The following is a 12,713-nucleotide window of genomic DNA, read 5'->3' as shown; positions in this document are numbered from 1 at the left end:
TCAAGACGGCGGGTGCCTGGGGGCCGAACGGGGCTTCCTCCTGGTCGCCGACCTGAGAGGCGCTGCCCACCGAGACAACCGATGGCGCCGCTCTGACGTCTTGACCTTCCGGTGGGCCCGCTCCCGAGGACTGGCTGGTCCCCCTCTTCCCCCACTGCGAGAGGTTCTCTGTCATGCCCATGGTTAGTTCCGGCTTCAGTGTCCTGTCCGAGGACTTCGCCGCCGCCCCGTACCGCTACTTCGCGTGGCTGAGGGAGCACGTACCGGTGCACTACGAGCCGGCGGTCGACAGCTACTTCCTCTCCCGCTACCAGGACGTGAAGCGGGTGCTCACCGACCACGAGGCGTTCTCCACCGAGATGCTCCAGGTGCGCGCCGAGCCGGTGATGCGCGGTCCGGTCCTCGCCCAGATGACCGGGGCCGAGCACACCGCCAAGCGAAAGATCGTCGTCCGGGGCTTCACGGGGCAGGCCCTGCAGGACCAGATTCGCGCCATCCGCGCCAGCGCCGACGACCTCATCGCCCCCTTCCTCCCTCGGGGGCGGATGGACCTCGTCAACGATTTCGGCAAGCCCTTCGCCATCAACGTGACCCTCGACATCCTCGGCCTGGACAAGAAGGACTGGCGACAAGTGGCCGCCTGGCACAGCGGGGTCGCCGAGTTCATCACCAGCATCGTCCTCACTCCCGAGCGCCGCCGGCACTGTCTGGACTGCGCCGAGCGGTTGGAGGCCTACCTCGTCCCCGTCATCGAACAGCGGCGCCGCCACCCGGGCGAGGACCTGATATCGAAGCTGTGCACTGCCGAGTTCGACGGCATCGCCATGAGCGACCGCGACGTCACCGCGCTGATCATCAACGTTCTCGTGGCCGCGGCCGAGCCGGCGGACAAGACGCTCGCCCTGCTCTTCAAGCACTTGATCGACCACCCCGAGCAGATGGCCCGGGTGTGCCAGGACGCGACCCTGCTGCCCGCCGCGATCGCCGAGACCCTGCGCTACACCCCGCCCGTCCAGCTCATCCCCCGCCAGGCGGAACAGGATGCCGTGTTCGCCGGCACCACCGTCCCGGCAGGCGCCACCGTCTTCTGCATGATCGGCGCGGCCAACCGCGATCCCGACGCCTTCGCCGCCCCGGACACCTTCGACATCCACCGCACCGACCTGGGCACCGCCCGCTCCTTCACCGCCGCCGCCCAGCACCTCGCCTTCGGTACCGGACTCCACCAGTGCGTCGGTGCCGCCTTCGCACGCGCCGAGATCGAGACCGTCGCCGCGATGCTGCTGCCCCTGCTGGACCAGGTCCGCTACAGCCCCGGCTTCCACTACCGGGAGACCGGCCTGTACACCCGCGGTCCCGCCTCCCTGTCCCTGGACTTCACTCCCGTCCACGAAGCCGGCACCGGCCACCGCCGGAGCGGGCGGGCGTAGGAATGAGGGGCCGGACCGGCACCACACGTGCCTCGTGACCGTCTTCACGAGGCGGGCACCGGTGTGCGGTGCCTCCGGGCATGGGCTGTCCGGCGCCGGCAACAAGGGGAAATGGGAGACGCCATGGTGTCCGTGGGAGAGAGACTCAGCACCGCGCGAGTTCGGGCCTTCATCGGCCGGGACGAACAACTCGCGCGATTCGGGGAGGCTTTGGCCGGCGATCCGCAGGCGCCGTTCGCGTTCTACGTGTACGGGCCGGGCGGTATCGGGAAGTCGACACTGCTGCGTCGTCTGGCGGACCACGCCCGTACGGCGGGACGACGGCTCGTCGAACTCGACGGCCGCTTCGTCAGCCGGGACCCGGCCGATTTCGAGCGAGCGGCCGGCCCTTTCCTGGACGTTCCCGGCACGGTCCTGGTCGTGGACTCCTTCGAGCACTGCCAGTGGCTGGAGAGCTGGCTGTGGCACCACTTCCTGCCCCGTGCCGCGGACGGCACCCTGGCCGTCCTGGCCGGTCGGCTCGCACCGCAGCCGCAGTGGGCCGCCGACCCGGCCTGGGCCGGACTCCTGCACGTGACCGAACTGGAACCGTTCTCCGACGATCAGGCGCGGAGCCTGCTGGCCGCGTCGCAGCTCCGCCCCGAGCTGCGCAGCCGGGTACTCCGATTCGCCGGAGGCAACCCGCTGGCCCTGTCGCTCGCGGCAGCCGCGGGATCGACAGGGTACGGCGAGGAGGAGATCTGGGCCCCCTCGGCGGACATCCTGCGCACCCTGCTGGCGGGGCTGATCGGTGAGGTGCCCACGGCCGCTCACCGCCGCGCCCTGGAGGTGGCGGCACAGGCGTACGCGACCTCCGAGGAGCTCCTCTCCTCGGTGCTGCCCGAGGAAGACGCCCACCTCCTCTTCTCCTGGCTGAGGGACCTGCCCTTCATGGAGTCCACGCACCGCGGGCTCTACCCCCACGACGCCGCACGCGAGACCCTGGCCGCCGACCTGCGCTGGCGGGCACCCACCGCCTTCGCGGCGATGCGCCGGCGCCTGGCGGAGGAGTACCTGCGCGTATTGCGCGAGGCACCCGAGGAGCGGGTGTGGACCGTCACCGACGAGCTCTTCTACCTCTTCCGGGAGGGCGAGACCCTGGCGCGACTGCGCACCTGGTCCCGCGAGGACGAGGTGCACGACCGCCCTCTGCACCCGGGCGACCTCGCCGTCGTCCTGCGCATGGCCGCGGAGACCGAGGGGGCGGCCTCCGCGGAACTGGTCCGCTACTGGGCGCAGCGCCAGCCGCAGGCCTTCAGCGTCTACCGCCTCGTGAGCACGGGCCGCATCGTGGCGTTCACGGCCCGACTCGCCCTGCCGGCCCCGCCCGACCCCCAGGACCTGGCCACCGATCCCGTCGTCGCCGCGGCGTGGGAGCACACCGCCACCACCGCTGCGGTGAACCCCGGCGAACACATCGGCATCAGCCGCTTCTCGGTCTACCCGGAGCGCTACCAGGTGCCCTCGCGCGTCATCGACCTGAGCAGTTCCCGCGCCCAGGCGGAATCCGCCCGTGCCCGCGGCCGCGCGTACGGCTTCGCCGTCTTCCGGGACGCCGAGACCTGGGCCGAGCGCGTCAAGGGCACACTCGCCGATACCGGGGCACGACCGCGAGTCGGTGAGCACACCTACGGGCTGTTCAGCGTCGACTGGCGCCAGGAACCCGTGGAGACCTGGCTTCGCCGCTTCATGTCGGCCACCGACGTACCTGTCCGGTCGGCACCGTCGCCCGTATCGCGCGCCGCGTTCGACCAGGCCGTACGGGAGGCGCTGACGCACTGGCGCGATGCGGGCGCCTTCGCCGCCGGTGCACTGATGCGCGCCCGTCTCGCGGCCGACTTCGCTGAGCCCGTCGAGGAGTTGCGCGCCTTGCTGCGTAAGGCTGTCGACGACCTCGCCCAGGACCCGCGCGGAGTGCGGGCCCGCGAGGCCCTGACGGCGGGCTACTTCTCCGGTGCGCCCACGCAGGAAGCAGCGGCCCGCCGTCTCAGCCTTCCGTACGGCACCTACCGGCGCCACCTGCGCCAGGGCCTCGACCTGCTGTGCGAGGCCCTGTGGCAGCGGGAACTGCACGGCCCCCTCAAGGATTCATAGCCGGCGCCCTCGGCGTCCGTGCGTCCGCCGACGCACGGCTGCGCGCGGCCGATGGACGGGTGCGGACAGGACTGGACAGTCCCGGCCCGTTTTCTGCCTGGAAAGTGGACAGCGTCCCGCACGAGTCTGTGCGCCATGAACCTCCCACGCACACCGACGGCCCCGGCGCCGCCCGCACCTCGGCGGGGGGCCGCGCTCGCGGCGCTCGCCGCAGCCCAGTTCACGGTCATGCTCGCCACTTCGATCGTGAATGTGGCGCTTGCGCAGATCGGCGCCGGGGTGGGGCTGTCGGACGGCGGCACCACCTGGGTGGTCAACGCCTACGGCCTGGCCTTCGGGGCGCTACTCCTGGCGGGCGGCCGGGCGGCCGATCTCCTCGGGCGCCGCCGGGTGCTGGTCCTTGGTCTCGCGCTGTTCGCGGTGGCCTCGCTGATGGCGGGACTGGCCGCCTCCGCGAACGTGCTCATCGCGGCACGTGCCGTTCAGGGCCTCGGTGCCGCGGCCATCGCCCCGGCCGCGCTCGCCCTGGCGATGGACCTGTTCCCGCCCGGACCCGGGCGGGGCAGGGCACTGGGGGTGTGGGGCGCGGTCTCCGGCGCGGGTGGGGCGGGCGGCGTCGTGCTGGGTGGCGCCCTGACCCAGGCCTGGGGCTGGCCTTGGATCTTCCATTCCGTGGCGCTCGGGACGGCCCTGGTCCTGGTCGCCGTGGTGGTGCTCGTACCACGGCCGGCCGCCCGGGCGACCGGGCGGTTCGACCTGCTGGGCACCGTCGTCGTCACCGTCGCCCTGACCTGCCTGGTCTGGGGACTGACCACCGCACGCGGCGCCGGCTGGACGGACGCCCGGGTGCTGGGCGCGCTCGTCGGCGCCGCCGCGCTCTTCGCGGCCTTCGCCGTGATCGAACTGCGCCGACCGAACGCCCTGGTACCGCCACGCCTGTTCACCACCGGCCGGGTCGCCGCGGGCAACCTGCTGATGGCGCTGCTGGGGTCCGTGTGGATCGCGCTGTTCTTCTTCCTGCCGCTCTACCAGCAACAGGTCCTGGGGTCGGATCCCCTGGTCACCGGAGCCGGTCAACTCCCGCTCGCGGCGGCCAATATGCTCGGCGCGGCCGTGGCACCCCGGATCGCCCGGCGCATCGGCGCCACCACGGCGTTGACCGCGGCCCTGTTCACCGAGGCCGCGGGCCTGCTGTGGCTGTCCCGGATCAGCGCCCACGGCAGCTACGCCACGGACGTCCTCGGTCCGACCGTCCTGGTCGGTCTGGGTCTGAGCGTCGCCTTCGTCCAGCTCACCGCGCTCGCCGTGGAAGGTGTCCCGCCGCAGGACGCGGGGCTGGCCGGCGGCCTGGTGAACACCACCCGCCAGGTCGGAGGTGCGATCGGCCTCGCCGCCCTGGCGACCCTGGCCGGTTCCGTCACCGCTCACGCCGCCGTCCACCAGCCGCGCCTGGAGGCGCTCACCGCCGGCTACCGCACCGCCTTCACGGTCTCGGCCTCGGTCCTGGCCGCCACCGCCCTCCTCGCCCTGTACCTCGCCCGCCGCGCCGGACCGCGCACCGCAACCACCTCCGGCGTGCACGAACCGGTACCCGGCGAGCGGCTCGTCCGCCCGCCTCACGTCGCGGGCTGAACAAACCACCTACCTGACACATCGTCACATCAACCGAAAGAAGTCTCCTGCCATGACTGCCGACAAGCCGTACCTGACCGGTCACTACACCCCCGTCACCAACGAGGTCACCGCCACCGGCCTCACCGTCGAGGGCACCCTGCCCCCCGAGCTGACCGGCCGGCTGCTCCGCAACGGCCACAACCCCAAGCCCGGGGTCACCCCGACGCACTGGTTCAAGGGCAGCGGCATGGTCCACGGGATCCGGCTGCGCGAGGGCCGGGCGGAGTGGTACCGCAACCGCTGGGTGCACACCCCCGCGCTGGAGGGCGCCCCGTACATGACGGAGCAGGGCCCGGACCTGACGGCCAGCGCCGCCGGCACCCACGTCATCGAACACGGCGGTCGCCTCCTCGCCCTGTGCGAGGCGAACCTCCCCTTCGAGCTCACCCCGGAGCTGGAAACGGTCGGAGCCCACGACTTCCGCGGCAAGCTGCGGACCGCGATGACGGCGCACCCCAAGGAGGACCCGGTGACGGGGGAGCTGCACTTCTTCGGGTCCTCCCCGTTCCCGCCGTTCCTGACGTACTACGTCGCCGATGCCAAGGGCGAGATCGTCGACAGCGCCGAGGTCCCGGGAGCGACGGCCTCCCTCAAGCACGACTTCGCCCTCACCCGCAACCACGTGGTCTTCGTCGAGGGCAACGTCACCTTCGACCCGACCGAGCACTCCGGCATCCCCTACGGCTGGAGCGACGGGCAGCTCTCGCGCATCGGCATCATGCCGCGCGGCAGCGACGGCGCCGGCCGCACCCGCTGGTTCTCCATCGAACCGGGCAACATGCTCCACGTCTCCAACGCCTACGAGGACGGCCAGGGCCGCATCGTCCTGGAAGGCCCCACCGTGGACCGCGAGGGATTCCGGCTGTCCTGGAACTGGTGGGTCGGCGCTCCCGGGCGGGGTACCGAGCCGGTCTCCCGCTCCTACACGCGCCGCTGGGTGGTCGACATGGCCTCCGGTACCGTCGACGAGCAGATCATCGACGACCTCGCGGTGGAGTTCCCCACTCTCAACGAGGACTACCTGGGCGCCGAGAACCGCTTCCAGTACGCCATCTCGTTCCCCGACGAGAAGGGCTTCGGCGGCTACGGCGTCGTCAAGTACGACCGCACCAGCGGCGCCCGCCGCATTCGCCAGGTCGGCGACGCCCGCATGCCCAGCGAAGCGGTGTTCGTCCCCGCGGCCGGGGCCGCGGGCGAGGACGACGGCTACCTCCTGACCGTCGTCTCCGACCTCAAGCAGGACGCCTCGCACCTGCTGGTCCTCGACGCTTCCGGCCTCGACCACGTCGCCACCGTCCACCTGCCCCACCGGGTGAGCGCCGGACTCCACGGCTCGTGGATCCCCGACACCTCCCTGGACGGCGCCGAGGGCTGAACCTCCCTGGACGGCGCCGAGGGCTGACCCGGCGACGCGACGAGACCCACCCCTGCCGGCCCGCGAATCCTTCGCGGGCCGGCATCGCCGTATCTCCGCCGGCACCGCGCTCCCCTCCCTCCCCTTCCCCTCCCCCTCCTCGCGGCCTCGGATCCGATCGGTCCTTGAGACGCCGAGGTCACTCTCTTGACCTGTGTGGCCTGAGCCACTAGCTTGCGGTAATTGCCGACCCATGACGACCGGAAGGAGGCGACCGGCGGATGTACACCAGCTCTGATCTTGGTCGCCTCGCCCAGTGCACGGTCTGGGTTCCGGGTCGGATCGCGCACGGCTGCTAGCACGCCGTTCTGATGTGCCCGTTCGCGGCACGTCATGTGCCCGTTCGCGGCACATTCCGGGTTTCCCGTCACACCTTCCGGCACGTCGCTGTTGCGTGCCTTTCTGCGCCCGTTCCTCTCACGCGCGGCGCGTCTGAACACAGAAAGCTGCCTGAAATTGGCGAACATGATGCATCGACCGATCACGCACCGAAACGAAGGCCTGCCATGGTAGCGGCGCGGATCACGGTCAACGGGAAAGAAGCACCGATTTCACCGGCTGCGCCCCACACCACAGCGCTTGATTTCCTGCGCGAGCGCGGCCTCACGGGAACCAAGGAGGGCTGCGCCGAGGGTGAGTGCGGCGCCTGTTCGATCCTGGTGGCTCGCCCCGGAGTGAACAAGCCCACCGACTGGGTGGCGGTCAACGCCTGCCTGGTCCCGGCAGCGGCCCTCGACGGTCAGGAGGTCATCACCTCCGAGGGCCTCGCGACCGCCGGCGAGCCCGGCACACCGGCCACCCTGCACCCGGTGCAGGAGGAGATGGCGGTCCGTGGCGGCTCCCAGTGCGGCTACTGCACTCCGGGATTCATCTGCAGTATGGCCGCCGAGTACTACCGGCCCGACCGCTGCGCGCACGGGGAGCCGGGCGACAGCGCTGACTCGGGCGACGACGCCGACGCCGAGCACGGTCCGAACGGTTTCGATCTGCACGCGCTGAGCGGGAACCTGTGCCGGTGCACCGGCTATCGCCCGATTCGCGATGCCGCGTTCGCCGTCGGTACGCCCACGGACGAGGACCCGCTGGCGCAGCGTCGCGAGCAGTCCCCGCCCGCACCGGTCGCCACCGAATACACCCAGGACGACAGCACGTTCCTGCGGAAGAACACCCTCGCCGAAACGCTGCAGTTGCTGCGCGAGCGACCCGACGCGGTGGTGGTCGCCGGCTCCACCGACTGGGGCGTCGAGGTGAACATCCGTTCCCGACGGGCCGATTGCGTGGTCGGCATCGACCGGCTGCCCGAACTGCGCGAGCTGCGGGTCGCATCCGACCACATCGAGATCGGGGCGGCGCTGACGCTCACCGAGATCGAACGCCGTCTCGACGGCGACGTCCCGCTGCTGGCTGAACTGTTCCCGCAGTTCGCGTCCCGGCTCATCCGCAACGGCGCCACCCTCGGCGGCAACCTGGGTACCGGCTCCCCCATCGGCGACAGTCCGCCGGTGCTGCTCGCGCTGGAGGCATCGGTGGTGCTCGCCGGCGCCGACGGTGAGCGCGAGGTCCCGCTGGCGGACTACTTCACCGGCTACCGGCAGAGCGTGCGGCGTCCCGGCGAGCTGATCCGCTCGGTACGCATCCCGTTGCCGCTGTCGCCGGTCGTGGCCTTCCACAAGATCGCCAAGCGGCGCTTCGACGACATCTCCAGCGTGGCGGTCGCTTTCGCGCTCGACATCGAGGACGGGATCGTCCGCAAGGCCCGCATCGGCCTGGGCGGCGTGGCCGCCACCCCGATCCGCTCCCTCGCCGCCGAGGCGGCCCTGGAGGGCAAGCGGTGGTCGACGGAGACCGTCGAGGCCGCTGCCCGGGAGCTGCGGGGCGAGGGCACACCGATGAGCGATCACCGCGCCAGTTCCCTCTACCGTTCCGCGATGCTGGGCCAGAGCCTGCTGAAGCTGTACGCGCAAACCACCGAGGCGGTGTCGTCATGAGCCATTTGTCCGAACGCCCCGAAAAGCCTGTCGTCGGCGTCTCGATGCCGCACGAGAGTGCCACCCTGCACGTCACCGGCGCCGCGCTGTACACCGACGACCTGGTCCACCGCACCAAGGACGTCCTGCACGCCTACCCGGTCCAGGTCATGAAGGCGCACGGCAGGATCATCGCGCTGCGCACCGAGCCCGCGCTCGCCGTGCCGGGCGTGGTCCGCGTCCTGACCGGTGCCGACGTACCCGGTGTCAACGACGCCGGAATGAAGCACGACGAGCCGCTCTTCCCCGACACGGTCATGTTCTACGGCCACGCGGTCGCCTGGGTGCTCGGCGAGACCCTGGAGGCGGCCCGGCTCGGTGCGGCGGCCGTCGAGGTGGAACTCGACGAACTGCCCTCCGTGGTCACGCTGCAGGACGCGATCGCCGGCGAGAGCTTCCACGGCGCCCGGCCCCTGATGGTGACCGGCGACGTCGACGCCGGATTCGCCGACTCCGCGCACGTGTTCACCGGCGAGTTCCAGTTCTCCGATCAGGAGCACTTCTACCTGGAGACGCACGCCGCCCTGGCCCACATCGACGAGGGCGAGCAGGTGTTCATCCAGAGCAGCACCCAGCACCCCTCGGAGACCCAGGAAATCGTCGCGCACGTGCTCGGTCTGCACAGCCACGAGGTGACCGTGCAGTGTCTGCGGATGGGCGGCGGCTTCGGCGGCAAGGAAATGCAGCCGCACGGGTTCGCGGCCGTCGCCGCTCTCGGCGCCAAGCTGACCGGCCGGCCGGTCCGGGTACGGCTCAACCGGACCCAGGACCTGACCATGTCCGGCAAGCGCCACGGCTTCCACGCCCAGTGGAAGATCGGCTTCGACGCCGACGGCCGGATCCGTGCCCTGGACGCCACCTTGACCGGGGACGGCGGCTGGAGCCTGGACCTCTCCGAGCCCGTGGTGACCCGTGCGCTGTGCCACATCGACAACACGTACTGGATTCCCAACGCGCGCATCGCCGGTCGCATCGCCAAGACCAACAAGGTCTCCAACACCGCCTTCCGCGGCTTCGGCGGACCGCAGGGCATGCTGGTCATCGAAGACATCATGGGCCGGTGCGCGCCGCTGCTCGGCCTCGATCCGATGGAGCTGCGGGAGCGCAACTTCTACCAGCAGGGCCAGGCGACGCCGTACGGTCAGACGGTCGGTCACCCCGAGCGGATCTCCGCCGTGTGGAACCAGGTTCTGGACAACGGGGGCATCGCCGACCGCAAGCGGGAGATCGCGGCCTACAACGCCGCGCACCCGAACACCAAGCGGGCGCTCGCGATCACCGGCATCAAGTTCGGAATCTCGTTCAACCTCACCGCCTTCAACCAGGCCGGTGCGCTGGTGCTGGTCTACAAGGACGGTTCCGTCCTGATCAACCACGGCGGGACCGAGATGGGCCAGGGCCTGCACACCAAGATGCTGCAGGTGGCCGCGACCACGCTGGGCATCCCGCTGCACAAGGTGCGGCTGGCCCCGACGCGCACCGACAAGGTGCCCAACACCTCTGCCACCGCCGCCAGTTCCGGTGCGGACCTCAACGGTGCCGCGGTGAAGGACGCCTGCGAGCAGATCCGCGAGCGGCTGCTCCAGGTGGCCGGCACCCAGCTGGGTACGAACGCCTCGGACGTGCGCATCGTCGAGGGCGTCGCACGCGGCCTCGGCAGCGACAAGGAACTGGCCTGGGACGACCTGGTGCGCACCGCGTACTTTCAGCGGGTCCAGTTGTCGGCGTCCGGTTACTACCGGACCGAGGGCCTGCACTGGGACGCGAAGGCGTTCCAGGGCTCGCCGTTCAAGTACTTCTCCTACGGCGCCGCCGCGGCCGAGGTGGAGGTGGACGGCTTCACCGGCGCCTACCGCATCCGGCGCGTGGACATCGTGCACGATGTCGGCGACAGCCTGTCCCCGATGATCGACATCGGTCAGGTGGAGGGCGGCTTCGTGCAGGGCGCGGGCTGGCTGACGCTCGAAGACATGCGGTGGGACACCGGTGACGGGCCCCATCGAGGTCGGCTGCTGACCCAGGCCGCGAGTACCTACAAGCTGCCGAGCTTCTCGGAGATGCCCGAGGAGTTCAACGTCACGCTGATGGAGAACGCCACCGAAGAGGGCGCCGTGTACGGGTCCAAGGCAGTGGGCGAGCCTCCGCTGATGCTGGCGTTCTCGGTGCGAGAGGCGCTGCGGCAGGCGGCCGCCGCGTTCGGGCCGAGCGGGGTCAGCGTCGAGTTGGCCTCGCCGGCGACGCCGGAAGCGGTGTACTGGGCGATCGAGGAGGCCCGCCGGGGAGCTGCCTCCCAGAACGGTCACGCCGACAACGGCACGGTCCGAATCGACGCGACAGCGCTGAGTGGTGCCTGACATGACGTGGGTCGCCGCGGTCGCACGGTTGCGGGCACGCCGGGAAGCCGGCGTGCTGGTGACCGTCGCGACCGTGCGCGGCCATGCCCCGCGCGACGCCGGTGCGAAGCTGGTGGTGGGGCAGAGTGACACGTGGGGCTCGATCGGCGGCGGCAACGTGGAGGCCGTCGCGATCGATCGGGCCCGGGAGATGATCGCCGCGTCCATGCCTGAGCCCGAGCTGATCGATTTCGCCCTGAACGACAAAGTGACCAACCAGCACGGCGTGCAGTGCTGCGGCGGCACGGTCTCGGTGCTGCTCGAACCCCTGCCAGTGGTACGGGCGGTGGCGGTCTTCGGCGTGGGGCACGTCGGGCTGGAACTGGCGCGCATCATGGCACGCCAGGACCTCGACCTCCACCTGATCGACACCCGCTCCGACATGCTCGCCAAGGAGCGGCTCGACGTGCTGGCGGACGCGGTGGCGCAGGTACATGTGCATCACACGCCGCTGCTGCCCGAGGAGGTGCTGGAGGAGCTGCCGCGCGGCACCCACATCCTGATCATGACCCATGATCATGCCGAGGACGCCGCTCTGTGCGACGCCGCCTTGCGCACCACCCACCTCGGCTCCATCGGGCTGATCGGTTCGGCGGCCAAGTGGGTGCGGTTCCGCAAACGCCTCTCCACCGAGGGCGGTCACGACGAGGCCACCATCGATCGGGTCAAGACCCCGATCGGGCTGGCCGACATCACCGGCAAGGAACCCGCGACGATCGCCGTGAGCGTCGCTGCCGATTTGCTGCGCACCTTCGACACCGAGGGCGACTGACTCTCCACCCGCATCGACAGGGGGTGCCCCGCGCTCGTGCGAACGCACACATGCGCGCGGGGCACCCCTTCGGCACGCCCACGCCCGTCACCCCAACCGGCATCGGCGGTGAAGGAAGGGCAAAAGCCCCAGGTCACGGCAAGTGAGTCCTGAGGCTTCCGCGATTCGCTCGATGCCGGTGCGCGGTGAACCAGGTGTTCAGTAGTCGATGCGGTCGGACTTGGCCAGCCACGCGTCGAACGGCGCCGTACGGTTCGGCATGTCCACTCGCTCGATCGTCATCGGCCACAGCTCCGCGGGCCTCTTTTCGAACAGGTCGTAGAACTTGCGGTCGTCGAAACCGGCCACCGCGGCGTCATCCCGATCGGCGGCGAAGAGGATCCGGTCGACTCTCGCCCACAGCGCAGAGGAAAGACACATCGGACACGGCTCACACGAGGTGACCAGCACGCAGCCCTCGAGCGAGAAGGTGCCCAGCATCTGGCAGGCGGCACGGATCGCGGTCACCTCACCATGGGCCGTCGGGTCCAGGTTCGAGGTGACGTTGTTGTTCCCGATCGCGACGATTGCGCCGTCCTTGGCGATCAGTGCGCCGAACGGACCGCCGCCGTTCTTCACGCTGTTGGTGGCAAGGCCGATGGCCTCGTCCATCCAGCTGCGCTCGAGCTCCTGGATGCTCGTTTCCTGAGCGTGCGCGGTCATGGTCACTCCTATGTCGCAGACGGTGGGGATTACCCGAATGCTCTGCCGTGCGGGACACCGCACGGACAGATCAGCCGGGCCAACAAGTGGGTCCCGCGGGTGCCGCCTTGAGACCAGCTCGGTCGGCGACACCCGCGGGTGATCAGCGCGGCGGTGCGCCGACCATGT

General features: G+C 70.5%; 8 protein-coding genes. 7 read left to right on the top strand and 1 reads right to left on the bottom strand.

What is annotated here, in order from left to right; genetic code table 11:
• Positions 1 to 173: 173 nt before the first annotated feature.
• The 7 genes from OG737_RS28715 (at position 174) to xdhC (ending at position 11,843) form a co-directional block, all read left to right on the top strand.
• Positions 174 to 1,430 carry a cytochrome P450, cyclodipeptide synthase-associated gene (locus OG737_RS28715; RefSeq protein WP_328929113.1) on the top strand — a complete coding sequence of 419 codons (1,257 nt, stop codon included), beginning with the start codon at positions 174 to 176 and terminating at the stop codon, positions 1,428 to 1,430.
• Between the two features lie 132 nt (positions 1,431 to 1,562).
• Positions 1,563 to 3,563: an ATP-binding protein gene (locus OG737_RS28710; RefSeq protein ID WP_328929112.1), complete on the top strand. Its 2,001-nt coding sequence runs from the start codon at positions 1,563 to 1,565 to the stop codon at positions 3,561 to 3,563.
• A 135-nt stretch (positions 3,564 to 3,698) separates the two neighbouring features.
• Entirely contained in the window at positions 3,699 to 5,195 is a 1,497-nt protein-coding gene (locus tag OG737_RS28705) for an MFS transporter (RefSeq protein WP_405677179.1), read from the top strand.
• Positions 5,196 to 5,247: 52 nt separating this feature from the next.
• Positions 5,248 to 6,612 (top strand): carotenoid oxygenase family protein, encoded by a 1,365-nt coding sequence (locus tag OG737_RS28700; RefSeq protein ID WP_405922152.1) that lies wholly within the window; start codon positions 5,248 to 5,250, stop codon positions 6,610 to 6,612.
• A 545-nt stretch (positions 6,613 to 7,157) separates the two neighbouring features.
• Positions 7,158 to 8,639 (top strand): xanthine dehydrogenase small subunit, encoded by a 1,482-nt coding sequence (locus OG737_RS28695; RefSeq protein WP_405681304.1) that lies wholly within the window; start codon positions 7,158 to 7,160, stop codon positions 8,637 to 8,639.
• A complete protein-coding gene (gene xdhB / locus OG737_RS28690) occupies positions 8,636 to 11,032 on the top strand; it encodes a xanthine dehydrogenase molybdopterin binding subunit (protein WP_405922151.1) in 2,397 nt (798 codons plus the stop codon). Before OG737_RS28695 ends, xdhB begins: the two co-directional genes overlap by 4 nt.
• A gap of 1 nt (position 11,033) precedes the next feature.
• Positions 11,034 to 11,843 carry a xanthine dehydrogenase accessory protein XdhC gene (xdhC, locus tag OG737_RS28685; RefSeq protein WP_405922150.1) on the top strand — a complete coding sequence of 270 codons (810 nt, stop codon included), beginning with the start codon at positions 11,034 to 11,036 and terminating at the stop codon, positions 11,841 to 11,843.
• A 198-nt stretch (positions 11,844 to 12,041) separates the two neighbouring features.
• On the opposite strand, the gene OG737_RS28680 is transcribed toward xdhC, so the two are convergent.
• On the bottom strand, positions 12,042 to 12,545 hold the full coding sequence (locus tag OG737_RS28680; protein WP_328929106.1) for a nucleoside deaminase: 504 nt from the start codon (positions 12,543 to 12,545) through the stop codon (positions 12,042 to 12,044).
• Positions 12,546 to 12,713 lie beyond the last annotated feature (168 nt).

It is taken from the genome of Streptomyces sp. NBC_00122 (genome assembly GCF_045160845.1).
In the GTDB taxonomy this organism is placed as follows: Bacteria; Actinomycetota; Actinomycetes; order Streptomycetales; family Streptomycetaceae; genus Streptomyces.
Note: the sequence above shows the minus strand (reverse complement) of the source record. Positions and strands in the feature narration are given on the sequence as shown.